The following is a 24647-nucleotide window of genomic DNA, read 5'->3' as shown; positions in this document are numbered from 1 at the left end:
ACGTGGGGCGCAGCACTCAGTCAGAGCTAACCCTTCACATTATCAGTATTCCAAAGCTAGGGGCAGCGCCAAAAACTGATGAATCGAATCGTCGCGCCAGGCTTCGAGCAGCGGCAGCATGATCCGAGCCAGACCTTCTTCGCCGTCCAGAAGGTTCCGGACATTGTTTTCGAACGCGCCTCCTTTGCCCCGCGGAACAATGAGCCCAAACGTCTTCATTGTTCCGCGTATCTGGTTGCCAAGTTGCGTCGAGATGAGGATGAATTGATTGCGTGCCGCCACCAGCGTGCGGATCAACATCGTGTCGTACGACTTGACTCGGACCGCTTTGAAGAAGCCCGCTTCGGCAAGCCGGGCTAACCCATCCGCGTCATTGGCATCGGTCTTGTTGAGCGTTTCGCCGAGCACCTTCTGCGCATGGCGCGCTTCGATGCAGATCGCAGGCAGACCTTTAGCCGCCAACGTGTGATAGAACCAAGTTGCCAATGGCCCTGTCTCGAAGACGACGCGGCTGGCGTGCGGTGCATGCTTGCGGACCACTTGCGCCAGTATCTGAGGGTCAGAAGGACATTTTCCACGCCACATCCGCTCACCATCCTGGCGGATCGAAATTGCGGTGTCTTTCAAGGAAACATCAAGGCCGACATACTGCTCCATGGTTGCTCTCCGTCCGATATCTGGGCCCGGCGCCAATCGTGAGCCCGCTTCCGATTCTATCGAGGAGCAACCACCTTCACCATCCGCCGTCCCGACGGAATAGATCGTGAGTCGCGCCGCGATTAGTCCATGTTTGCGGCATGGCTGTCTCCATTGGTTGTCGATGTGGCGATGATAGGCGAGCGACTGCCTGAAGGCTTCAGGGTTGCCGATACAGCCCGGGACGGGCTGGTCCATCCAGAGAATTTTTCGAGGGAGGGCGCGCTTATACGTCGTGCCGACGTGGGCTTTGCCGTGCAAATGATCCTGTCGCGATGGCGATCTATCACCTTCATGTCAAAGTCATTGGCCGCAAGGCTGGGAGCAGCGCAGTGGCGTCAGCCGCCTACCGCTCGGCCTCGCGGCTGCGCGACGAGCGCATCGAACGCAGCCATGACTTCTCGGCCAAGTGCGGCGTGGTCCATTCCGAGGTGATGCTGCCGGAGAATGCACCGGAAGCCTGGAGCGATCGCGAACGGCTGTGGAACGATGTTGAAGCCCTTGAGGTGCGCAGGGATGCGCAGCTTGCCCGCGAGGTGGAGTTTGCTCTTCCACGCGAACTCAGCCAGGCGCAAGGCATCGAACTGGCACGCGACTTTGTTCAGGCCGAGTTTGTCAGCCGGGGCATGGTCGCAGATCTCAATGTGCATTGGGACAGGGCTGAAGACGGAAGTCCCAAGCCGCATGCTCATGTCATGCTCGCCATGCGGTCCGTGGACGAGAACGGCTTCGGCCCAAAGGTTCGCGACTGGAACAGTACCGAACTGGTCGAGCGCTGGCGCGAGCGATGGGCGGAGCTTGCCAATGAGCGGCTTGCCGAACTCGATATCGACGCCCGCATCGATCATCGCAGTCTGGAGGCGCAGGGCATTGCGCTTGAGCCGCAAACCCAGATTGGTGCACCGGCGCAACGCATCGAGGGCAGTGGCCTTGACGCCGGCAGTGAAGCAGATCGCGCCGAGCTGCATCGCGAGATCGCGCGCAACAATGGCGCGCGCATCATCGCGGATCCATCCGTGGCGCTGGACGCCATCACGCATCAGCAATCGACCTTCACCCGAAAGGACATTGCGAAGTTCTCGCATCGGCACAGCGACGGGATGGAGCAGTTCAACACGGTGGCGGCAGCCATCGGCAGCGCGCCCGACCTGGTCGAACTCGGCAAGGACGGACGCGGCGAAGATCGCTTCACCACGCGCCAGATGATCGAGACCGAACAGGGCCTGCATCGCGCGGCGGAACGCATGGCTGGTCAGGAGCGTCATACCGTAAGTGAGGCACAGCGCGAGGCAGCACTGGCGCGGGCTGCGCAACGCGGGCTTGTCCTTTCGGGCGAGCAGAGTGATGCACTTGTTCACATCACGAATAGCCGCGGTCTTGGTGTCGTCGTCGGCTTTGCCGGAACCGGCAAGAGCGCCATGCTGGGTGTTGCGCGCCAGGCATGGGCAGCAGCGGGCTATGAGGTTCGAGGCACCGCACTCTCCGGTATTGCCGCAGAGAATCTCGAAAGCGGATCAGGCATCTCGTCACGCACCATCGCCAGCATGGAACACAGCTGGGGACAAGGCCGTGATCTGCTTACCGCGCGTGATGTCCTGGTGATCGACGAGGCCGGCATGGTCGGCACGCGCCAGTTGGAGCGCGTGCTCTCCCATGCCGCCGACGTCGGCGCAAAAATCGTTCTTGTTGGTGATCCCCAGCAGTTGCAGGCGATCGAAGCCGGCGCTGCATTCCGCTCCATCCACGAGCGTCATGGCGGCGTCGAGATCGGCCAGGTGCGCCGGCAGCGCGAGGACTGGCAGCGGGCTGCGACGCGCGATCTGGCAACCGGTAGGATCGGCGCTGCGATCAGCGCCTATGACACACAAGGCATGGTGCATCAGGCTGCGACGCGCGACGAAGCGCGCAGCGATCTCGTCGAGCGCTGGGATCGCGACAGGCAGGCGCAGCCACAGACAAGCCGGATCATTCTCACCCACACAAACGACGAGGTGCGCGCGCTCAACCACGCAGCGCGCGAACGCATGCGCGCCGCCGGCGATCTCGGCGAAGAAATGCAGGTCGCTGTGGAACGCGGTGCAAGGGCCTTCGCCAGCGGCGACCGTGTCATGTTCCTGCGCAACGAGCGCGGGCTCGGCGTCAAGAACGGCACGCTCGGTGTCATCGAAGATGTCAGCACAAAGAGCATGTCGGTGCGCACTGACGACGGTAGGTCGGTGCGCTTCGATCTCAAAGACTATGCCCACATCGACCACGGCTATGCCGCGACCATTCACAAGGCGCAGGGCATGACCGTTGACCGCACCCATGTGCTCGCTACGCCGGGCATGGATGCGCACAGCAGCTACGTTGCCCTGTCGCGGCATCGAGACGGGATGGACCTGCACTACGGCGGCGATGACTTTGCCACACGCGACCGGCTGGTCCGTGCGCTGTCACGCGACCGCGCCAAGGACATGGCGTCGGATTACGAGCAGATCGACCCGGCGCAGAGCTATGCCGAGCGGCGCGGCATCACTTTCCGCGAGCGCGTGGTCGAAATCGTGCGCCGGATCGTTCCGGAGAAGCTGCGCGAACGGATCGGTGGGCTGCTCGACGGGTTGCGCTCGCCCGGCGACGCCGAGCCCAACCAGGACGGTGGGCACAGGCCGGGAAGGGAAGATGTTGGCGCGCAAATCACAGGTGCCGGCGCCGCGCCTGAAAGAGAAGCTTCCGCCAGGGGAGTGCCGCGCGACACGGATGTGCCGGTGGACCCGGAGGCGGCGTTGCGCAGGGCTCGCACGAAGGCGCTTGTGCGTCACGCGCGTGCGATTGATGCGATCTCGCGCAGCGGAAATGCGGACGGTCAGGGCAGTCCCGAGCAGATGCATGAATTGGGAGATGCGCGCAGTGCGTTCGAGAAGGTTCGGCCGCATGGCTGGCGCGATGCCGAAGCGGCCTATGTCAAGAACCCCGAGCTGGTCCGTGAAGCGGGGGCGGGCCGTGTCAACCGCACTGTGCTGGCGCTCCAGCTTGAGACGGAAATCCGCACCGGGATGGACAACGATCCCGGCCGCCGCGCCGACCGCTTCGTGGAACGTTGGCAAAAGCTCGACCGGACGAGCCAGGGCCAATACCTGGCCGGCGACATGTCCGGCTACAAATCAACGCGGTCGGCCATGTCGGACATGGCAAAGAGCCTCGAACGCGATCCTCAGCTCGAATCCCTGCTTGCCAATCACAAGAAGGCGCTCGGCATTCAGATCGAATCCGGCCGGCGCCTAGGTGTGGAACTGATGTTCAACCACGGCATTGGCAGCGGGCGCGGGATAGGAATCTAAACCCTCCGATTTGCCGCCGTTCCCACGCTCCAGATCGATGCGATGACAAATCTGATTGCATGCGAGCCTTGGCTTGTCCTGTGTGGTTCCAGCAGGTGCCAAATTCTCTCAGCGCAAGGCAAGGCAGCCATGACTGAATCGGATCGTATCATTCGCCTTAGGACTGTTCTCGCACGGACCGGTCTGTCCCGCTCAACGATGTACCGCAAAATCGCCGAAGGCACGTTCCCGGCTCAGCTGAAAATCAGCGTAAACGGTGCGGGATGGCGGGAATCGGATGTTAATCGGTGGATCGCTGACCCCGTTGGCTGGCGCTGTGACGCCGGTGGAGTCGGCACTCCGGCGTAGCTACGCACAATCTTTCCCGTCTTTGTACCTTTGCGTTGAGCGAGATCGGAGGCGGCTACGGCGGCGCTCTCCAGTTTATGCACGGATTGGTGCCGAGACATCGGCCCTTGCCGCAGCCGTCGGCAGATTATCGTCTCGGCCCCACCAAGAGTGCCGACGCAGGTTGTGCTCGCTCAAGGAGAAGGTCCGCCCAGATTTGGGCCAGTTCGCGCCGGCGCCCGATGTGCAGAGCGCGGTTATAGGCGCCCTCTGTTTTGTCCTTGGCTATGTGGGCCAGCATCAAGTCGATGATGTGCCGATCGGACGGGAAGCGCTCGTTCATTACTGACGAGAACGTAGCGCGCCAGCCGTGAGGGACGTGCTTGCTGTGGTAGCCGGCGCGGTTGAGGAGATAGCCAATCGCATTTTCGCTCATCGGCTTGTGTGCATGGCGGGTGTTGGGAAAGGCGAGGGGGCCGCGACCAGATATCGTGCGTAGCGCATCGATCGCTTCGATGGTCTGGCTGGATAGTGGCACGAGATGATCGCGCGCCTCATCGTCCTTGTGCTGCAGGCGCAACTTCATTCTTTCGGCGGGAACTTGCCAAAGGTCGCCACCAGCTGGCCACTCTGCCCAAGGTGTCGTTGCTAGCGTGCCAGGGCGAACTGCCGTAAGGGCTAAGATACGAAGGGCGAGTTTGGTGACCGGGTGGGCTGTTTCACATTCGGCATTGACGAGCATCTCGCGTGCTTTGCCCAGATCGATTACAGCAGGCTGCTTGCCCTTCTTCATGGGAGCCATGGCCTTCTTAACCATGGCTGCTGGATCATTTTCTGCTCGGCCGGAGGCGACTGCATAAACGAACACGGCGGACATGCGCTGCCGGATACGGCGCGCGGTTTCCTTTGCGCCACGCTTTTCGATTGGTCTCAAGCAGGCCAGCACATCAGCAGCGGAAATGTCCTTGATTGGTGCGCCGCCAAGGGTAGGAAACACTTCCGCCTCAAGGCTTTCGATGACGTCCGTCGCGTGGCGCACAACCCACTGCTCTTTGTTCAGCGCGTACCATTCGCGAGCGATCGTCTCAAACGTGCCGTCGCCGCTTACCGCCTCAAGCTTGCGGATCTTCTTTGCGACAGATGGGTCTTTGCCTGCGCGCAGTTGTGCGCGCGCTTCGTCTCGTGCTTCGCGAGCCGCGGCCAGCGTAACCTCGGGGTAGGGGCCAAAGGAAAGCAGTTTCTCCTTGGAGCCAAACTGGTATTTCATTCGCCAAAGCTTGCCACCCGATGCGGCCACGACGAGGTGCAGACCGCCAGAGTCGTAGAGCTTGTAAGCCTTCTCGCGCTTCTCGGCTTTCCGGGCCGCAAAGTCCGTCAGCATGCTACCGTCCCGCAGTTGGATTCCACTTCGAATCCCACTTTACCCCAAACACCCCGCCATGCAAAGATGCGATACCCCGGTTAATACCCCGGTTATGCCTAAGATTGGGCGCCATCGCATGACACATCGTGAGACGATGATATCGCCATAATCGATTGTTAATATGTAATTTTTGGCATTCGATGGGACTGCTTGGGAAGGTCTGGTTGGCGGAGGGAGTGGGATTCGAACCCACGGTGAACTTGCGCCCACGCCGGTTTTCAAGACCGGTGCCTTAAACCGCTCGGCCATCCCTCCGATGACTGCCGGCCACTGCTCTAGTGCGCCCGGCGAAGGCCTGTCAACCGGCTTGCATGGAGCTAGCCCTTTCCCGGCATCGAGGACAGGGCAAGCGGCGTCACAATCTTGCCCGGTTCCGGCCACAATCGGTTAATACCGTGATAAACAATTCCTGCGCACAAAGGGATCGGGGTTCTAGTCGCCTTTGGTATTGTCGAGTGAGTGCTTTGGCTCCTCTGATGTCAAACGGCGGCATCTTTGATTGAGACTGTAGGGGATTTCAGGAAAATGCAGGCTGCGACGCGCCCGCGTCTTCGTCGCGCTTCCACGATTGCGCTGCTTGCGGTGTCGACCGCCTTGCTGGCGGCCTGCGCGTCGCCGCAACCGAAGGCGATGGTCAATCCCAAGCATCGCTCCAAGGAATATTTCGCCGAAACCGAATATGGCGTGAAGGCCAGTCCGTACGCCGCCTTCATGCGCCGCGGCGGCGGCCGCGACCAGCTTGGCAAGCCCTATCAGGTGCGCGGCAAGTGGTATTATCCCAAGGAAGACAAGAAGTACGCCAAGGTGGGTCTGGCCTCGTGGTATGGCGACGCCTTCCATGGCAGGCTGACCGCCAATGGCGAAGTCTACGACACGGCGCATCTCACCGCTGCGCATCCGACCATGCCGCTGCCCAGCTATGCCCGCGTCACCAACCTCGAAACCGGCAGTTCGGTCATCGTGCGCGTCAACGACCGCGGCCCATATCATGAGGGCCGCATCATCGACGTGTCGCAGCGAGCCGCGCAGATGCTGGACTACGACAAGGTCGGCACCGCGAAGGTGAAGGTCGAATATGTCGGACGCGCGCCGCTCGACGGCGATGACGACCAGTACCTGATGGCCTCCTACCATCCAGGCAACCGGATACCGGATCCATCGGACGGCCTGCCGACCGGCGTCATGGTGGCCATGAACGGGCCTTCGCCGACCCTTCCGGTCGGCGCGGCCGCTGTGCCGTTTCCAGGTCAACTGACCGACGCGGCGGCCACGGCGCAGGGGCAGATGTCCGCGCGGTCGCCGGCCTTCGGCGATCCGGCGCTGCCCGATTTCGGGCCGATCGTGCCCGAACGGCCGGAGATCAGCCTGCCGCCGCAATCGCCGTTCGCCATGGCCTCGCTGTCCTATGCGGATGAACGCGTCCGACGCACGGATGTCTTTGCGTCGTTGGACGACGGCGGCATGTCGCCGGCCGATATATTGCGGTCGTGGAAGAAGACCAACCGTCAAGCGGCGCCATCGGATTCCGACTATGTCGCAGCCGGCACGTTCGACGACGCCACCGAAGCCAACCGGGTAGCCTCGGCGCTAAAGCGCTTCGGCAGAATAGAAATCCAGCGTTCCGATCTCGACGGCAACGACTGGTACGCGGTCAACCTCTATCCGGATGGCCATGGCAGCCTGGACGAGTTGCTGAAGGCGGCATGGTCGCACGGCGCGCCGGATGCGCTGGTCGTGCGCGACTGATCCAAGCACCGGCTGTCCGCCCGGCAGTTGATCCCCCGCCGAAAAAGCCCGATAGTTTCGGGCATGCCGGAAGGACCGGCCAACGGGTCGCATTTCATGCAGTTTCGCTTGCTTCAGCCTTTCGCCGTTTTTTTTCTCCTCGGCCTCCTGCTTTCGCTGGCGCCTGCCCACGCGCAGCTTTTCGAGACCAAGGCCGCACAGGCCTTCATGATCGATGCCGGCACCGGAACGGTGCTGTTCGCGAAAGACGCCGACAAGCCGATCCAGCCTGCGTCGATGGCCAAGCTGATGACGATGGAAGTGGTTTTCAACGCCATAAAATCCGGGCGCCTCAAGCTCGACGATGCGTTCGTGGTCAGTGAGAACGCCTGGCGCAGGGGTGGGGCGCCGTCGGGGACCTCGACGATGTTCGCCAAGCTCAAATCGGCGATCCGGCTCGAGGACCTGATCCAGGGGGTGACCGTGCAGGCCGCCAATGACGGCTGCATCGTCATCGCCGAGGGCATGGCCGGCTCCGAGGACAATTTTGCCGCGCAGATGACCGAACGCGCGCGCCAGATCGGCCTCAAGACGTCGACTTTCGTCAATTCGACCGGCCTGCCGGCAGACGGCCAGCAGACAAGCGTGCGCGAACTGGCGCAGCTCGCCCTGCATCTATGGCGCGAATATCCGGATTTGTACCGATACTATGGCTTGAAGGACTTCACCTGGAACAAGATCTCGCAGAGGAACCGCAACCCGCTGCTGGCGATGGACATTGGCGCCGACGGCTTGGCCGTCGGCGCAAGCGAGACATCCGGCTTCGGCATCGTCGCTTCGGTCAGCCATGACGGCACGCGGGTTGTCGCGGCAATGAGCGGGCTGGCCAATGACAAGGAGCGCGCCGAGGAGGCGCGCAAACTGCTCGATTGGGGCGTTCGTTCGTTCGAGAAGACCGAAATCTTCGCCAAGGACGAGGTGGTCGGGGAGGCCCAGGTCTTTGGCGGTGCGAAATCCGGCGTGACGCTGAAGGCAAAGGGCCCCATCGACATCTTCCTTCCGATCACCAATCGCGACAAGCTGACGGCCAGGATCGTCTATACCGGCCCGGTTGCGGCTCCCGTGGAGAAGGGCCAGCCGGTGGGCGCGCTGCGCGTCTGGATCGGCGACACGCTGAGCCAAGAGACACCGCTGTTCGCCGCCGAGTCGATCGGCGTCGGCACATTGCCGCAACGCGCCCTCGATGCCGTCAAGGAACTGGCCATCGGCTGGCTGCGATAGCAGCGACGGCATGGACGTTTTCCCGAACGCGGACTATCTAAAGCGCAACAATCCACTCAAGCACGAACAAAGGGCCTCGGTTGGAGCGCGGATTTTTCATCACCTTCGAAGGCGGCGAAGGCGCAGGCAAGTCGACACAGATCGAGCGGCTGGCCACAAGGATGCGCGCCAAGAAGTATGACGTCCTGCGCACGCGCGAGCCGGGCGGCTCGCCGGGCGCCGAAGCGGTCCGGCATGTACTGCTTTCTGGTGCCGCCGAGCCGTTCGGGCCGAAGATGGAAGCGCTGCTCTTCGCCGCCGCGCGTTCCGACCATGTCGAGCAGGTCATCCGTCCGGCGGTCGAGCGAGGCTGCATCGTGCTCTGTGACCGCTTCCTGGATTCCTCGCGCGTCTATCAGGGCGTCACGGGCGGGCTCGATCCGGCATTCATGGCCATGCTGGAACAGGTCGCCATCAACGGCATGATGCCCGATATGACCCTGATCTTCGATATCGACCCGGCCGAGGGTTTGAGGCGCGCGACATTGCGGCGTGGCAGCGATGCCGCCGCGGACCGCTTCGAAAAGGAGACGCTGGCCATCCATCAGGCGCGCCGCGAAGCGTTCCTGGCGATCGCCGCGGCAGAGCCGGAACGGTGCATCGTCATCGATGCGTCGGCCGATCCGGACACGGTGGAGGATGTCGTTACGGCGGCGGTGTTCGCGGCGCTGGAGGCAAGGGCGCCCGCGCGCAACAGGCAGGTCGCACCGGTATGATCTTCGAACGCATCGCGCCGGAACAGCATGACACGCTGGACGGTGTGCCGGAACCCTCCGAAACGCCGCGCCTGGTCGGTCACGGCCAGGCCGCCACCATGCTTGCCGCCGCCTATCGCGCGGGAAAGCTGCCGCATGCGCTGATCTTCGCCGGACCGGTCGGGATCGGCAAGGCGACGCTCGCCTTCCATCTCGCCCACCATCTTTTGAAACATCCGGCCTTCGACAAGGCGCCTGGCAATCTTGCGGTTCCCGATCCGGCCTCGCCGCTGTTTCGCCAGATCGCCACCGGGGCGCATCCCGGGGTGCTGCATCTGACCCGCCCCCTTAACGACAAGACCAAAAGCTTCAAGACCGTCGTCACCGTCGACGAAATCCGCAAGGTCAGCCGCTTCCTCTCGCTGACGTCGCACGACGGCAGCTACCGGGTGGTGATCGTCGATCCGGCCGACGACATGAATGCCAATGCGGCCAATGCCTTGCTCAAGAATCTCGAGGAGCCACCAGCGCGGACCCTGTTCATTCTCATCGTCCATGCGCCGGGCAGCCTGCTGCCGACGATCCGCTCGCGCTGCCAGGTGGTGCGGCTGACACCGCTCGACGCCAATGAACTGATGGCGGTGCTGGAGACCGCGGAGCCGCCGCCGCCGAACGATCCGGATGCGCGAGCAGCACTGGTCGAGCGGGCAGGGGGAAGCGCCCGCAGCGCGATCCTGTTGACGCAGTATGGCGGGCTGGAGATCGCGCGGACGCTCGATGGCCTGGTGGCGGCAGGAAAGAGCGACATTGGCGGCGCCTATCGCCTGGCCGAGGCCGTCGCGGGCAAGGACCAGGCGATCCAGTTCGACATCTTCAACCGCCGGGCACTGGACCTTCTATCGGACGCGGCAAGCCAGGCGGCGCTGGCTGGTGATCTCAAGCGGGCCAAAACGCTGTCGGATACTTGGCATGAGGCCCTGGACGCTATATCCGAGACCGACACCTACAATCTCGACAAGAAGCAGCACGCCCTGACCATGATCGACCGCCTGAATTCCGCAATGCGAATGTGACGGCCCCTTCGGGATGGCAATCGCCATTCCGATGCGATATCCACCGCCACGGCCTCCATTCAGATATTCATGACGGTTCATTCATGTCACGCGACACATTCTACATCACGACCGCGATTTCCTATCCGAACGGCAAACCGCATATCGGCCATGCCTATGAACTGATCGCCACCGACGCGCTTGCCCGCTTCCAGCGGCTCGACGGCAGGCAGGTCTTCTTCCTTACCGGCACCGACGAGCACGGCATCAAGATGCTGCAGACGGCGAAGAAGGAAGGCATTTCGGCGCGCGAGCTGGCCGACCGCAACTCGGCCGAGTTCAAGCGCATGGCGACCGCGCTCAACGCCTCCAACGACGATTTCATCCGCACCACGGAGGAGCGGCATTACGCGGCTTCGCAGGCGATCTGGAAGGCGATGGCCGCCAATGGCGACATCTACAAGGGCGGCTATGCCGGGTGGTATTCGGTGCGCGACGAAGCCTATTACGGCGAGGAAGAGACCGAGGTCCGTCCCGACAATGTCCGCTACGGGCCGCAGGGAACGCCAGTCGAATGGGTCGAGGAAGAGAGCTATTTCTTCCGGCTGTCGGCCTACCAGGACAGGCTCATCGCGCTTTATGAAGGCCAGCCCGACTTCGTCGGCCCGGCCGAGCGCCGCAACGAGGTGATGAGCTTCGTCAAGTCGGGCCTGAAGGACCTGTCGATCTCGCGCACCACATTCGACTGGGGCGTGCCAGTGCCAGGTGACGACAAACACGTCATGTATGTCTGGGTCGATGCCCTGACAAATTACATCACCGGTGTCGGCTATCCGAATGAAAACGCTGATAATTGGCGGTTTTGGCCGGCCGATGCGCACATCATCGGCAAGGACATTGTGCGCTTCCACGCGGTTTACTGGCCGGCATTCTTGATGTCGGCCGGCATCCCGCTGCCGAAGCGTGTCTTCGGCCATGGCTTCCTGTTCAACCGCGGCGAGAAGATGTCGAAGTCGGTCGGCAACGTCATCGACCCGTTCACCATGATCGAGCATTACGGGCTCGATCAGGTGCGATACTTCTTCCTGCGTGAAGTGCCGTTCGGACAGGACGGCAGCTACAGCCATGAAGCGATCGTCAACCGAACCAACGCTGATCTGGCCAATGGTCTCGGCAATCTGGCGCAGCGCTCGCTGTCTATGATTGCCAAGAACTGCGGCGGCGTGGTGCCGAAGCGCGGCGATCTGGCGGAAGCCGACAAGGTGATCCTGGACCAAGCGGTCGACGCTCTCGCTACCGCGCGCGAGGCAATGGCCCAACAGGGTATCCATCTGGCACTGGCGGCGATCTTCGGCGTCGTCGCGGAAGCCGACCGGTATTTCGCCGGGCAGGAACCCTGGGCGCTCAAGAAAACCGATCCGGAGCGCATGGAAACGGTGCTGTGGACGACGGCAGAAGTGGTCAGGCGCGTGGCTGTTCTATGCCAGCCCTTCATGCCGGGCTCGTCCGGCAAGCTGCTCGACCTCTTGGCGGTGCCGGCGGACAATCGCGATTTCGTGCACGTCCACGCCGACCATGCGCTCGTGTCCGGCACGGCACTGCCAGCGCCGGAGGGCGTGTTTCCGCGCTATGTCGAACAGACGGACGCGAACACCTGATGCTCGTCGACAGCCATTGCCATCTGGACTTTCCGGACTTCGCCGAGGAACGGGCGGCCATCGTCGCCCGCGCCAGGGCGGCCGGTATCGGCCGCATGGTGACAATCTCCACGCGCGTGAAACGGTTTCAGCAAATCCTTGAGATCGTAGAGACTTTCGACGAAATCTATTGCTCGGTCGGCAGCCATCCGCACAATGCCGCCGAGGAGCTCGACGTCACCACTGCCGATCTTGTTCGCCTGTCCACTCACCCGAAGGTGGTGGCGATCGGTGAGGCGGGGCTCGATTTTTTCTACGACAAGGCACCGCGCGATGCGCAGGCGCAGGGTTTTCGCGCCCATATCGCCGCCGCCCGCGAGACCGGGCTGCCTCTCGTCATCCATTCGCGCGACGCCGACGACGACATGGCCGCCATTCTCGAGGACGAGACCGGGAAGGGCGCTTTCCCGTTCATCCTGCATTGTTTTTCGTCGGGACGACGGCTCGCCGAGGTCGGCGTCTCGTTAGGCGGCTATGTATCGTTCTCGGGCATCCTGACCTTCAAGAACTCGGTGGAATTGCGCGCCATCGCAGCCGACGTGCCGCACGACCGGCTGCTTGTTGAAACCGACGCACCATATCTGGCGCCGGTCCCGTTTCGCGGCAAGCGCAATGAGCCGGCCTATGTCGCGCAGACCGCCAGGGTGCTGGCGGAGACAATCGGCGTCACCGAGGCGGAAATCGCCACGTTGACGACGAACAATTTCTTTCGGCTGTTTGGAAAAATGCCGCGCCCGGACCAGCGGGCGCTCGAGGCATGAGCGACCGGCTGCGCCTGACCATTCTGGGCTGCGGGTCATCGCCAGGCACGCCGCGCATCACCGGCGACTGGGGCAATTGCGATCCTACCAACCCCAAGAACCGGCGCATGCGTACCGCCGCGCTTGTCGAGCGCATAGGCGCCAATGGCGGCCGCACCACGGTCGTCATCGACACCGGCCCGGATTTCCGCGAGCAGATGCTGATGGCTTCGGTCAGGCGCATCGATGGGGTGATCTACACGCATCCGCATGCCGACCACATCCACGGCATCGACGATCTGCGCGGTTATGTGCAGGAACAACGGCATCGCATCGACATCCATGCCGACGAGCCGACCATGCTGCGGCTTCGCGAGGCGTTCGGATATTGCTTCGAGACGCCGCCAGGCAGTTCCTATCCGCCGATCGTCGACGCCCATATCATCGACCACGCCATGCCCGTTGCGATCGAAGGAGAGGGGGGTGCCCTCACCTTCGAGCCGCTGCCCCAGATCCATGGCGACATCATTTCGCTGGGTTTCCGCATCGGCGGGCTCGCCTACTGTCCCGATGTCAGCGACTTTCCCAAGACCACTGCCGACCGGCTGCGAGGGCTCGACATGCTGGTCATCGATGCGCTGCAGTACAACACGCATCCAAGCCATCTTTCGCTTGGCCAGGCGCTGGACTGGATCGAGCTGCTTTCGCCCGGGAGCGCCGTGCTGACGCACATGCACGTGCCGCTCGATTACACCGCCGTGATGACCGAGACGCCTGACAATGTCGAACCGGCCTATGACGGCATGGTGATCGAAATCCCATACGAGTCAGAACGATAGAAGCAGCTGCTCAGTCGGCTTTTCAAGTCGCCGTTCGAAGGTTCGCCTGGCACGATGTCCACCGACAATCGTTGAAAACCAAAGAGCAACTTCCTGGCAGTGCGCCATGCGGCGGTTCCATAATCTATCTTATGCGACTTTCTGCCATAGATCGCGGACAGCCAAATACGATGTCCCCGCGCTCGTATCGCGCGCCCCGCACACGCCCTTGGCACTTTTCAAATCGTGCCCAAACCTCACTTACAGTCCTGGCGGATCGAGGTATTCTGAAGGAGTTGGAATGGAGATTTGCAGCATGGCGAAGCTCGTCTTCGGAATGAATTTGTCCCTGGATGGCTATGTCGACCACGAGCACCAGGCATTTGCGCCTGATGCCGCGCTCTTCCGACACTGGATCGAGCAGGTGCGCGGCCTGACGGGCAGCGTGTACGGTCGTGGCATGTACGAGGTCATGCGCTATTGGGACGAGGATCATCCGGACTGGACATCGGATTTACGCGAGTTCGCGGCGGCATGGCGGCGGCAACCGAAATGGGTGGTGTCGCGCTCGCTGAAGTCGGTCGGCCCCAACGCCACACTTGTCGCGGACGACACCGCGATACGCAGGCTGAAAGATGAACTGACCGGCGAGATTTCGGTTTCCGGACCCGACCTGGCGCGAAGCCTGACCCACCTTGGGTTGATCGACGAGTATCGGCTCTACTTCCATCCTGTCGTGCTTGGTGGCGGCAAGCCGTTCTTTGCCGGTCCACGGCCACCGCTCCGCCTCATGGCCAGCGACCGGATCGGCGCGGACGTGATCAGGTTGACATACGTCCCGGCCTGATCACACAACTTGTTCCAGAGTTCGCGCCGGCGCGGCCTTTTTGGCACCGCCAGCGGCCGCCCTGATCTGCTCATCAGGCTTCGGCTCGGCGCAAGCCATAAGAGACGCAAGGCCACAGGAAATGACCGCTCCATCTTTCTTTCTCGGCCTGCCCGATCGTCTCGCCGATGGCGTGGCGCCTCGTGCGGTGATCTTCGGTGCCGGCCACGGCAGCACTTATCCCGGCAAGGACAGCAGCGGCTATGTCCTGGCCGCCAACGCCGTCCGCGCCGCGAGCCTTGAGGATGCCGGGCTTCCGGAGCACTGGGATTTCGACCTCGGCGGACCGCTGTTCGATGGCAAGCCGGTCTGCTGCACCGATGCCGGCGACATCCCGACCACCATGCACGACAATGCCGGCAATCGAGCCCGGATCGAGGCCAAGACGCGCGAAATCCTGTCTTTGCCGGCCGTACCCATCCTGCTCGGCGGCGACTGTTCGGTGACCATTCCCTTCCTCGTTGGCTTTGCCGATCAGGGGCCGGTCTGGGTCCTGCAGATCGACGCTCATATCGACTGGCGCGACGAGGTGCATGGCGAGCGCCAAGGCTATTCGAGCCCGATGCGGCGTGCTAGCGAGATGCCGCATGTCGCCGGCATCGTGCAAGTCGGTCTCCGCGGCGTCGGCAGCGCCCGGGTTGCGGACATCGAAGCGGCACAAGGCTATGGCAGCCGTTTCGTGACCGCGCGCGAGGTCCACACTGATGGCGTTGATGCTGTCCTGCGGCACATTCCTGAGGGAGCACGGGTCGTCGTCACCCTGGACTTTGACAGCCTCGATCCCAGCATCATGCCGGGTGTCGCGGCGCGCACGCCCGGCGGCCTGACCTATACGCAGTTGATCGACCTGATCGCGGGCCTCGGCCGACGGGCCAGAATCGCGGGATTCGACCTGGTCGAGTTCTACCCTCCCGCAGACGTCGACGGCCTGTCGGCCCTCACAGCCGCCCGGACTCTCGTCAATGTGATCGGTGCAATTGTCCGTCAGGTTTGAAGTGACGCCTCTCGTTGCTGAGCGGATGATGGATTCCAGGTGTTGAGACTGAACCTATGAGCCGCTCATCGTTCTCACACGGGACCGACTTATCACCGCCCTCATCGGCTCCCCCTCACCTCTGCATTGGCAGATGGTCTAGATGTCCAGGCGGATTTGATAGGTCAGTTTCCGCTTTTCGGCGGGCGCGATCAGCATCAAGCCCGGTTTGTCGGTGAACTCTCCATCGAAATCCAGCGGGCTGGCAATGCCGTGCCAAGGCTCGATGCACAGGAACGGCGCGCCGCCGGGTTTGGACCAGATGCCCAGTTCCTGAAATCCCTGCCATGAAACCTCGATCGCCGGACCGGTCTCGGCGCCGTAGCGAACGCTGTTGCTGGCTGGCCGGTCCAGGATCACGGCATCTTCGTCGAACAGCCGTTCGGAAAGTTCGAGGATATTGCCTTTGACAGGCGTTGTCTGCGGCGTCGTCGTGAGCAGGCCATCCTTCAGACGGCGGATCGGTGCCCGCTCTGCTTCGGCAAACGTCAGGCGATAGGCCTCCTTGGCCACACCGGGCAGAAGCGGCCAGTTGAACGCCGGATGCGCCCCAACCGAGGCCGGTAACGGTTCGCCGCCGGTGTTGGTGACTTCTAATCCTATGTCGAGTTGCCCCTCGCCCAGCATATAGGTCACGGCCAGGCGGAAGGCGAACGGGTAGTGCGTTCGGGTTTCCGCGTCGTCGGTAAGCACCAGCGTGCAAGATCGAGCGCCCCTCTGCGCCCAGCCAAACCGTTTGTCGCGGGCGAAGCCGTGCTGTGTCATCGGATAGGTCTGGCCGCGATGGCGCAGTCGATCGCCCATCAGCCGCCCGACGATCGGAAACAGCACCGGCGAATGGCGCCGCCAGGCCGGTCCTGCCTGCCACAACAGCTCCAGCCCATCCGCATCGCGCAGCGACACCAGTTCGGCGCCCTGCCCGGCGATGGTCGCCGATATGCCGTCGCCATGAAGCGTCAGGCTGTCCTGTGCCATATGTCCTCGCGGTTCGTCTGGCGTGGCCGGCAGGCTAGCAAATGGCCGGGCTCGAACTCAAGGCGACGGACGGCATTTGCATTTCACACAGTCGCGATGACGTCGATGACGCCGTCGGCCATGCCGTCTCAAAAGAAAAAAGAGTGGCCGGAAGTTTCCCTCCGGCCACGGCAGGATGCCAGGTGTTGCTGTCTATGGTTCGGACTATTCCCGCTCGCCGGTGAAGTTCAGCAGCAGCTGGAAGATGTTGATGAAGTTCAGATAAAGCGAGAACGCGCCGAAGACGGCCAGCTTCTGCCGCGACTCCGCGTCGAAATTCTCCGCATACTGCTCCTTGATTGTCTGCGTGTCCCAAGCGGTCAGGCCGATGAACACGGCGATGCCGATCACCGAAATGGCGAACTGCAGCGCGGTCGAGCCGAGGAAGATGTTGACGATGCTGGCGATCACCACGCCGATCAGGCCCATGATCAGGAAGGACGAGAACTGGGTCAGGTCGCGCCTGGTCGTGTAGCCATAGAGGCTGGTGGCACCGAACATGGTGGCCGCGATGAAGAAGGTGCGCGCGATGCTGGTTCCGGTGAAGACCAGGAACACCGAGGCCATCGACAGGCCCATGACGGCACAGAAGGCCCAGAACATCGCCTGCGCGCTTGCCGCCGACATGGTCTGCATCTTGAACGAGAACAGGAGCACGAAGGCGAGCGGCGCCAGCATCACCACCCATTTCAGCGGGCTGGAAAAGATCGGCACGTAGAGAGCGGGCGTCGACGACACCAGGAGGGCGACAAGGCCGGTAACCACCAGTCCAAGGCCCATATAATTGTAGACGCGCAGCATGTGCTGACGCAGGCCCTCGTCATAGGCTGCTCCGGTATGTGCGCCCGCGCCCACGCGGTATCCAAGATTGGGCGTATTCATTTGAGGTCTCCTTTGTGGGTCGATCAGTAAAGCGTTCTGGCGAGCGTTTCGGCGGCGCGGTCGAGGTCATGAACCTCGCTCTTGGCGACAACCGCGTAGGCGACATCGCCAATCTGGAAATAGGCCGAGGAGATGTCGCCGGATGGAGCGACGACCGGTTTGATCACATCGAAAGTCCCCGGCCGGATCGCGAACAGCGACACCAGGCCCATCTCTTTCGTTTCAAGCGCAATCTCGACACTCGGACCGAAGCGCGACGGGTAGATCTGCACGTCGCGGACTTTCCAATCCTTCGGCAGGGATGGCATGACGATGGCAGTGGCGGCACGGATTTCTCCGGCATTGTAGTTGGGCGCCTCGGCCTGCGAGGGCATGCTTTCGCGCACCAGCGTCGTCCTGTGTGCCCGCACCGCCTCGTCGACATAGGCGGGCGGTTGCGGCGAAGCGACGACCTTCGTCACCGACATCGGCCCGACGATGCCGTTGGCCAGCCAGCCGGCGGCAACGAAGGCGGCGACCGCCGCCGCTCGTTGCAGCACCGCGAAGATGCGGCCCCGGCCAAGTCCCCTCTCCAGCCGCCGCGCGGCATCGGCGGTTGCGGGCCGTGCCATGCCTTGGGAGCCGGCCAGCGCAACGCGCAGTTCGTCGCGGGTGCGCAGATCCGACATCACGCGCGCGGCCGCCTCCGGACGTGCGGACAGAAAGGCTTCGACCTCGATGCGGCGGGTGACGTCGAGTTGGTCGTCGACATAGGCGTCGAGATCGGCGTCCGTAACCGGGTCAACAAAAGCGGTCATGAGTCACCTCCCACGATCCTGAGATGATTTTTGCCGCGGGACGGCGCCTCTTCCATCTGGCGCAAGGCCGCGCGCGCGCGGCCGATACGCGACATCAGGGTGCCCAGCGGCACGCCGCTGGCATTTGCCGCCTGCTGGTAGGAAAGCCCCTCGATGGCGACCAGATGCAGCGCGGAACGCTGCTCTTCCGGCAAGCTGAAAAAGGCTTCGCGCACCTGTGCCAGACGCACGGAATGTTCCTGCGGCGCCGGCGTGCTGCCGTCGGCCAGATATCCAGCCTGTTCGAGACGTGCCGCTTCCGAGCGGCGCGCGCGCATGCGGTCGATGAAGGTGTTGTGGACGATCGACAGCAGCCACGCCCGCAGGTTTCCGCCGGAGCGGAAAGTGCCGCGCCGCTCATAGGCACGCACGAGCGCGTCATGCATCAGATCCTCGGCCTCGACGCCGTCGCGCGTCAGCGAGCGCGCGTAGCGCCGCAGCGATCCGAGCTGTCCTATGATGTCAAAGCGTGGCATCGACGGTTTCATGTCCTGTTTACGGAGCATGTGGGGACTTTAATCCCGGCGGTGCCACTTTTCTTCGCTGGGGGATATTGTCCGCGGCTCGCACTCGCCTTGCCCAGCTTCCGTAAGCGCCCTCAGGTCGAAAGCAGTTTTGCCGGTTTGGGAGCTGTTACGCCGCAGGCACGCAGCATCCACCGGCGGCCGTCGCTGCGAAAATCGGTGATGCTGAGCGGCTCGATGTCGATCTTCCAACTGGCGGACAGCGGCGCACCAAGGACATGCACGATCGCGGTGCGGATGACGCTGGCGTGCGTCACGGCGATCGTGTGGCCACGTTCGGCGATCAATCGATCCATCAATCCAGCGGCCCGCTGGGCAACGGCGGCCAGCGACTCCCCGCCATGCGGGGCGGCATTCGGATCCGTGAGGCAGGCGGCGAGCTCGTCCGGCCGTTGCGCCTGCACGTCGTCAAGGCTCTTGCCTGCCCATCGTCCGTAGTTCTGGTCCGCCAGAATCGGATCGACAGACGCTTCCAGCGATAAAGCCTCAGCGGTCTGACAGGCGCGAAGCGCCGGCGCTGTCCACACACGGTCGGCGCGACGCAGCGTGCCGCGCATCGCCCCTGCCAGTGTCAGCGATCGTGGCTCCAGCGGTTCATCCGAAGGAAACGATCCTTTCCGAGTGGCCGCCGTGGCGCCGGCACAGATCATGGTCAGACGGACGAGCATGGAGCATGCTTTCCTTGAAGCAGATTAAAGCCGCACCAACAGGTGCCGCCTTTCGTGCCGGCGCACGGAAACCACTGGTGAAACCTGGCCAATTTGCGTATCACTCCGCCGCACCAACGGAACCATAACGATGTTCGAAGACCTGCAGCCAGCTCCGGCCGACAAGATTCTTGCGCTGATCGGCCTCTATCGCGCCGATCCACGTCCTGGCAAGGTCGACCTCGGCGTCGGCGTCTACAAGGATCGCGACGGCAAGACGCCGGTCATGCGCGCCGTGCGGGAGGCCGAGAAGCGGCTGTTGGAGGGACAGGATACCAAGACCTATCTCGGCCTTGCCGGCGATACCGGGTTCAACACCGTCATGGCCAAGCTCGCCTTCGGGCCGGGCGCCGACATGGCTCGCATCCGGGCGGCACAGGCGCCTGGCGGCTCAGGTGCGCTGCGGCTGGTCGCGGAACTGCTCAAGCGCACACGGTCGGACGCGACGGTCTGGGTCTCCGACCCGACCTGGCCGAACCATATGCCGGTGATGCGTGCCGCCGGCCTGCGGATCCGGGAATACCCCTACTTCGATGCGGCCTCGGGTGCGGTTCGTTTCGACGACATGCTGGCAGCATTGCGGACGGCCGACAGCGGCGACGTGGTGCTGCTGCATGGCTGCTGCCACAATCCGACAGGCGCCAATCTCGACGCTCTCCAGTGGGAGGCCGTGACGGATCTGGTCGTCGAGAGGGGCTTGCTGCCATTTGTCGACATCGCCTATCAGGGCTTTGGCGACGGCCTCCAGGCTGACGCCCTCGGCCTGCGGTTGCTGGCCGCGAAAGTGCCGGAAATGGTGGTCGCGTCGAGCTGCTCGAAGAATTTCGCCGTCTATCGCGACCGTGTCGGCGCGGCGATGGTGCTGGCCAGGGACGGCGCGCAGGCCGACGTGGCGATGAGCCAGATGCTGTCGGCGGCGCGCGCCATGTATTCGATGCCGCCGGACCATGGCGCGGCCGCGGTGCGCATCGTGCTGGAAGACGCCGGGCTGCGCGCCGACTGGGAAGCCGAGCTCGAAGAGATGCGCCTGCGCATGCTGAGACTCAGGGTCGCGTTCGCCGAGGCGCTGCGCCGGCAATCCAATTCCGACCGTTTCGACTTCGTTGCCAGCCATCGCGGCATGTTCTCCCGGCTTGGCCTTACGGAAGCGCAGGTCGAACGGCTGCGCGCCGAGCACGCCGTCTACGTGGTCGGGGACAGCCGCATCAACGTGGCCGGCCTGCCCGAGGACGGCATGGATGACCTCGCGAAGGCGATCGTTTCCGTGCTGGACTAAGGAAGCGGATAGGGTGCAACTGTGGACAAGGTCCCCTCGCCGGCTGACAGCGTTGGCTGCGCGGCGGTTCGCGCGATAGCATCCGCTGCATGACGCCATCGAAAGACATCTCACGCCTGATCGAGATCATGGCGGCTTTGCGCGCGCCGAAAACCGGCTGCCCGTGGGACATCGAGCAGAATTTCTCCACCATCGCTCCCTATACGATCGAGGAGGCCTATGAGGTCGCGGATGCCATCGCACGCGGCGATCTCGATGATCTGCGCGACGAACTCGGCGACCTCCTTTTGCAGGTCGTCTACCATGCCCAGATGGCGCAGGAGGCTGGCGAGTTCGCCTTTGGCGACGTGGTCCAGGCCATAACCACCAAGATGATCCGCCGCCATCCGCACGTCTTTGGCGACGAGAAGGCCCGCAGCGCCGGCATGGCCAAGGGCATGTGGGAGAAGATCAAGGCGCAGGAGAAGGCCGAGAAGCGGCGAGCCCGCCTCGCCCGTGGCCTCGATCCGGAGGATAGTGGCAAGGGTTTCCTGGACAGCGTTCCGGTCGCCCTGCCCGCCTTGACGCGAGCCTTGAAACTTCAGGAAAAGGCGGCCCGTGTCGGCTTCGACTGGAGCGAGGCCGCTCCCATCCTGGACAAGATCGAGGAAGAGATCGGGGAGCTGCGCGACGCTCTGGCCAAGGGCGAAACCGCCTCCATCAAGGACGAGTTCGGTGACATGTTGTTTGCCGTCGTCAATCTTGGCCGCCACTTGCAGCTGGATTCGGAGGCGGCGCTGAGCGGAACGAACGAAAAATTCCGATCGCGCCTTCACTATGTCGAGCAGGCCCTGGAAAAATCAGGCGGCTCGCTGGAGGAAGCTACCCTGGAGGTTATGGAAGCGCTCTGGCAGGAAGCAAAAACCGCGAAGTAGAAAATCGCGATACAATTTTCCTTGAATTGCCGCGCGTTAGCCGTTGTTTTTACGGCGCAATCGGCTTTCGATCTCTTCACGGGCGCTCTGCGTGGCCTGAAGCGAGATGGTGGCGCTGCCATCTTCATGGTCGGTTCGCGAAACGACATCGCCATTGCGGTAGAGCCAGTCGAGGAGGTCGAACCGGGCTGGCTCGATCGTCACCGTCAGGTCTTGCAGCTCGCCGGCCATACGCGTTTCGATGATCGCTTTCAGCGCATCGATGCCTTCGCCTGATACCGCCGACACGGCGATTGGCGGCTCCTTGCTGCCGTCGGCGCCGTCGGCCAGCAGCCGCTGCCTGTTGCCGTCGTCCAGCAGGTCGATCTTGTTCCAGACTTCGATCACGCGCTTTGTGTCGCTGGCATCGACGCCGAGGTCGGCGAGGATGCGCTCGACATCCTCGGCCTGCGCCGCCGTATCGGGATCTGAAATGTCGCGCAGATGAATGACGAGATCGGCCTCCACCACCTCTTCCAGGGTCGCCCGGAAAGCCGCGATCAGATGCGTCGGCAGGTCGGAGATGAAGCCCACCGTGTCGGAAAGAATAATCGGCGTGCCATGCGGCAGGCGCACCCGGCGCAGCGTCGGATCGAGCGTGGCAAACAGCATGTCCTGCGCCAGCACGCCTGCTCCGGTCAGCTTGTTGAACAGCGTCGACTTGCCGGCATTGGTGTAGCCGACGATCGCCACCACTGGAAACGGCACTTTCTTGCGCTTGGCCCGGTGCAGGTCGCGGGTGCGGCGCACGGTTTCCAGCTCGTGCTTCAGCTTTATGATCTTTTCCTGCAACTGCCGCCGATCGGATTCGATCTGCGTTTCACCGGGGCCGCCGAGGAAGCCGGCACCGCCACGCTGACGCTCCAGGTGGGTCCAGCTGCGCACCAGCCGGCCCTTCTGGTAGTTGAGATGGGCAAGCTCGACCTGCAGCGTGCCTTCCTTGGTGCGCGCGCGCTCGCCGAAAATCTCCAGGATCAGCCCCGTGCGATCCAGCACCTTGGCGTTGAACTCCTTCTCGAGATTGCGCTGCTGCACCGGCGTCAGCGGATGGTCGACGATAACCACTTCCGCGTGGCCCTCCTTCACGATTTCGGCGAATTCCTCGACCTTGCCGCTGCCCAGCAACGTCGCCGGGCGCGGGTCGTTGACGGTCACGACCGCCGTATGGATCAGATCAAGGTCGATGGCCCGGGCAAGGCCGACCGCTTCGTCATGGCGTGCCTCGGCCGAGCGTGTCAGCCGGGGACGGTTCGTGTCATCGTCGGTACGCGGTTGGCGGGTAAGTACAGGCACAATAACAACTGCCCGGGTCGGGGCTTTGCCTTCCGTCCCGGGATGATGCGCTGGTTTTCCGCGAACTGTTGCGTCCGCGTCTCTCTCACGTGCCAATCAGGCGCCCTGGCTTTCCTCGCCATCGAACATCTGAACCGGCTGGCTCGGCATGATCGTGGAAATGGCGTGCTTGTAAACGAGCTGGGAGTGGCCATCGCGGCGCAACAGGACGCAGAAATTGTCGAAGGAAGTGACCACGCCGGTCAGCTTCACGCCGTTGATCAGGAAGATGGTGAGCGGGTTCTTGCTCTTGCGAACTGAATTCAGGAACAGGTCCTGAAGGTTTTGCGATCGTTCCGCCATTGTTTTTGTCTTTCGCCGATCCCCTTCGGTTTGCAGCCAATGCGCCAAATTAACGGGCACATGTCAAGCGCGCAAACACCCTCTTGTCGTCAGTAACGACAAGCAGAACGAGATATATTGATGTTCATTCCACCTGTGCGGTTATCAGGCTGGACTTTTTTCCGCAATGTCAAAAAAGGCCTGCCGCAACGAAAGTGTTATTGAGCCGGGGTGTCCATTGGCTATCGCATCACCGTCAATGGCAACGACCGGCATGGCGATAGTTGTCGCCGAGCTGATGAATGCTTCGCGAGCCGCCTTGGCCTCGGCCACGGAAAATCCACGCTCCTCGATCTTCAGGCCAAGCTTTGCCGCGACTTCGAACATGGTCGTGCGCGTGATGCCGCGCAGAATGCCATGTTCGGCCGGCCTGGTGACCAGAACGCCGTCCCTGGTAACGATCCAGGCATTCGACGATCCGCCCTCCTTGACGCGGCCGTCGGCATCCACGAACCACGCCTCCTGCGCGCCGGCTTCCTTGGCCTTCTGCTTGGCCAATACGTTGGGCAGCAGCCCGACGGTCTTGATGTCGACACGGTCCCAGCGGTTCTCCGGCACGGTGATGACCGCGATGCCGGTCTCGGCGCGTTTGGAACCCGCGGCAGGATCGGCCTTCCTGGCTGTCACCACCAAAGCCGGCTTCGTGGCCGCCGACGGAAAAACGAAATCACGGCCGGCGACACCGCGCGTCACCTGGACATAGACCAGGCCGTTGGCGACATGATTGCGGTTGACCACTTCGCGCAGGATCAGCGGCAACACGTTGCGCGTCACCGGCCAGGCGATCGACAGTTCGGTCAGCGAGCGGTTGAGTCGGGCAAGGTGGCGCGGCATGTCGACGATGAAGCCGCGCGCCACCTCACAGACCTCGTAGACGCCGTCGGCGAACTGATAGCCGCGATCCTCGATATGCACGTAAGCGTCCGCATGGGCGACGTAGCGCCCGTTGACATAGGCAATGCGCGGCATTGGCGACCCCTGGAAAATTCTCGGGCTTTCTTAAGCGATTCCGCCGCCGCGGTAACCGGCAAACGGTTGGCCCAGATGCG

The 24647-nt window shown here is 62.9% G+C and carries 22 protein-coding genes, 1 tRNA gene and 1 pseudogene; 13 read left to right on the top strand and 11 right to left on the bottom strand.

The features are described 5' to 3' along the window. Positions 1 to 96: 96 nt before the first annotated feature. Positions 97 to 657, bottom strand: a pseudogene (locus tag LB556_RS01165) (IS110 family transposase); the annotation flags it as partial. A gap of 314 nt (positions 658 to 971) precedes the next feature. Between LB556_RS01165 and traA the strand changes: the two are divergent. Together traA and LB556_RS01155 are read left to right on the top strand one after the other, a co-directional pair. Further along, a complete protein-coding gene (gene traA / locus LB556_RS01160; protein WP_224562265.1) occupies positions 972 to 4016 on the top strand; it encodes a Ti-type conjugative transfer relaxase TraA in 3045 nt (1014 codons plus the stop codon). A gap of 129 nt (positions 4017 to 4145) precedes the next feature. Further along, positions 4146 to 4364, top strand: coding sequence for a helix-turn-helix transcriptional regulator (locus LB556_RS01155; protein ID WP_224562262.1), 219 nt, complete (start codon positions 4146 to 4148; stop codon positions 4362 to 4364). Positions 4365 to 4491: 127 nt separating this feature from the next. Here the strand turns inward: LB556_RS01155 and LB556_RS01150 are convergent, their stop codons facing one another. Next, positions 4492 to 5724, bottom strand: a complete 1233-nt coding sequence (locus LB556_RS01150) for a tyrosine-type recombinase/integrase (protein WP_224562260.1) — start codon at positions 5722 to 5724, stop codon at positions 4492 to 4494. A 207-nt stretch (positions 5725 to 5931) separates the two neighbouring features. Then, positions 5932 to 6021: transfer RNA gene (locus tag LB556_RS01145), tRNA-Ser, on the bottom strand. Between the two features lie 270 nt (positions 6022 to 6291). Between LB556_RS01145 and LB556_RS01140 the strand changes: the two genes are divergently transcribed. From LB556_RS01140 to LB556_RS01100, 9 genes are all read left to right on the top strand, one after another. Then, positions 6292 to 7512, top strand: coding sequence for a septal ring lytic transglycosylase RlpA family protein (locus tag LB556_RS01140; RefSeq protein ID WP_224562257.1), 1221 nt, complete (start codon positions 6292 to 6294; stop codon positions 7510 to 7512). A 96-nt stretch (positions 7513 to 7608) separates the two neighbouring features. After that, the gene (locus LB556_RS01135) at positions 7609 to 8772 is read left to right on the top strand and encodes a D-alanyl-D-alanine carboxypeptidase family protein (protein WP_224562255.1); all 1164 of its coding nucleotides are present in this window, start codon (positions 7609 to 7611) and stop codon (positions 8770 to 8772) included. 80 nt (positions 8773 to 8852) lie between these two features. Further along, on the top strand, positions 8853 to 9527 hold the full coding sequence (tmk, locus tag LB556_RS01130; RefSeq protein ID WP_224562253.1) for a dTMP kinase: 675 nt from the start codon (positions 8853 to 8855) through the stop codon (positions 9525 to 9527). Next, positions 9524 to 10579, top strand: a complete 1056-nt coding sequence (locus tag LB556_RS01125) for a DNA polymerase III subunit delta' (RefSeq protein WP_224562251.1) — start codon at positions 9524 to 9526, stop codon at positions 10577 to 10579. The genes tmk and LB556_RS01125 overlap by 4 nt, the downstream gene beginning before the upstream one ends. A gap of 83 nt (positions 10580 to 10662) precedes the next feature. Then, entirely contained in the window at positions 10663 to 12216 is a 1554-nt protein-coding gene (metG, locus tag LB556_RS01120; protein ID WP_224562250.1) for a methionine--tRNA ligase, read from the top strand. Further along, positions 12216 to 13016: a TatD family hydrolase gene (locus LB556_RS01115; RefSeq protein ID WP_224562248.1), complete on the top strand. Its 801-nt coding sequence runs from the start codon at positions 12216 to 12218 to the stop codon at positions 13014 to 13016. The genes metG and LB556_RS01115 overlap by 1 nt, the downstream gene beginning before the upstream one ends. Further along, positions 13013 to 13834: an MBL fold metallo-hydrolase gene (locus tag LB556_RS01110; RefSeq protein WP_224562246.1), complete on the top strand. Its 822-nt coding sequence runs from the start codon at positions 13013 to 13015 to the stop codon at positions 13832 to 13834. The genes LB556_RS01115 and LB556_RS01110 overlap by 4 nt, the downstream gene beginning before the upstream one ends. Before the next feature lie 295 nt (positions 13835 to 14129). Further along, positions 14130 to 14660, top strand: coding sequence for a dihydrofolate reductase family protein (locus LB556_RS01105; protein ID WP_224562243.1), 531 nt, complete (start codon positions 14130 to 14132; stop codon positions 14658 to 14660). Between the two features lie 121 nt (positions 14661 to 14781). Next, the gene (locus LB556_RS01100; RefSeq protein ID WP_224562235.1) at positions 14782 to 15693 is read left to right on the top strand and encodes an agmatinase; all 912 of its coding nucleotides are present in this window, start codon (positions 14782 to 14784) and stop codon (positions 15691 to 15693) included. A 138-nt stretch (positions 15694 to 15831) separates the two neighbouring features. On the opposite strand, the gene LB556_RS01095 is transcribed toward LB556_RS01100, so the two are convergent. The 5 genes from LB556_RS01095 to LB556_RS01075 all read right to left on the bottom strand — a co-directional run bounded on the left by LB556_RS01095 (position 15832) and on the right by LB556_RS01075 (position 19656). Further along, complete coding sequence (locus LB556_RS01095) at positions 15832 to 16707, bottom strand: aldose 1-epimerase family protein (RefSeq protein WP_224562233.1); 876 nt, start codon at positions 16705 to 16707, stop codon at positions 15832 to 15834. A 204-nt stretch (positions 16708 to 16911) separates the two neighbouring features. Continuing rightward, positions 16912 to 17628 carry a Bax inhibitor-1/YccA family protein gene (locus tag LB556_RS01090; protein ID WP_224562231.1) on the bottom strand — a complete coding sequence of 239 codons (717 nt, stop codon included), beginning with the start codon at positions 17626 to 17628 and terminating at the stop codon, positions 16912 to 16914. 23 nt (positions 17629 to 17651) lie between these two features. Continuing rightward, positions 17652 to 18425: an anti-sigma factor family protein gene (locus tag LB556_RS01085; RefSeq protein ID WP_224562229.1), complete on the bottom strand. Its 774-nt coding sequence runs from the start codon at positions 18423 to 18425 to the stop codon at positions 17652 to 17654. Then, a complete protein-coding gene (locus LB556_RS01080; RefSeq protein ID WP_263485050.1) occupies positions 18422 to 18940 on the bottom strand; it encodes a sigma-70 family RNA polymerase sigma factor in 519 nt (172 codons plus the stop codon). The genes LB556_RS01085 and LB556_RS01080 overlap by 4 nt, the downstream gene beginning before the upstream one ends. Positions 18941 to 19062: 122 nt before the next feature. Continuing rightward, entirely contained in the window at positions 19063 to 19656 is a 594-nt protein-coding gene (locus tag LB556_RS01075; RefSeq protein WP_224562227.1) for a histidine phosphatase family protein, read from the bottom strand. A gap of 130 nt (positions 19657 to 19786) precedes the next feature. Between LB556_RS01075 and LB556_RS01070 the strand changes: the two genes are divergently transcribed. Together LB556_RS01070 and mazG are read left to right on the top strand one after the other, a co-directional pair. Next, the gene (locus tag LB556_RS01070; protein ID WP_224562226.1) at positions 19787 to 20971 is read left to right on the top strand and encodes an aromatic amino acid transaminase; all 1185 of its coding nucleotides are present in this window, start codon (positions 19787 to 19789) and stop codon (positions 20969 to 20971) included. 89 nt (positions 20972 to 21060) lie between these two features. Then, entirely contained in the window at positions 21061 to 21885 is an 825-nt protein-coding gene (gene mazG, locus LB556_RS01065) for a nucleoside triphosphate pyrophosphohydrolase (RefSeq protein ID WP_224562225.1), read from the top strand. A gap of 36 nt (positions 21886 to 21921) precedes the next feature. Here the strand turns inward: mazG and hflX are convergent, their stop codons facing one another. The 3 genes from hflX to LB556_RS01050 form a co-directional block, all read right to left on the bottom strand. Beyond that, positions 21922 to 23313: a GTPase HflX gene (gene hflX / locus LB556_RS01060; protein ID WP_224562224.1), complete on the bottom strand. Its 1392-nt coding sequence runs from the start codon at positions 23311 to 23313 to the stop codon at positions 21922 to 21924. Then, the gene (hfq, locus tag LB556_RS01055) at positions 23314 to 23559 is read right to left on the bottom strand and encodes an RNA chaperone Hfq (protein WP_006202172.1); all 246 of its coding nucleotides are present in this window, start codon (positions 23557 to 23559) and stop codon (positions 23314 to 23316) included. 144 nt (positions 23560 to 23703) lie between these two features. Then, on the bottom strand, positions 23704 to 24567 hold the full coding sequence (locus LB556_RS01050; protein WP_224562223.1) for a D-amino-acid transaminase: 864 nt from the start codon (positions 24565 to 24567) through the stop codon (positions 23704 to 23706). Between the last annotated feature and the right edge of the window lie 80 nt (positions 24568 to 24647).

Origin of the sequence: Mesorhizobium sp. ES1-4, from assembly GCF_020164745.1 — a bacterium.
In the GTDB taxonomy this organism is placed as follows: domain Bacteria; phylum Pseudomonadota; class Alphaproteobacteria; order Rhizobiales; family Rhizobiaceae; genus Mesorhizobium.
This window is presented reverse-complemented; position numbering and strand designations above follow the sequence as displayed.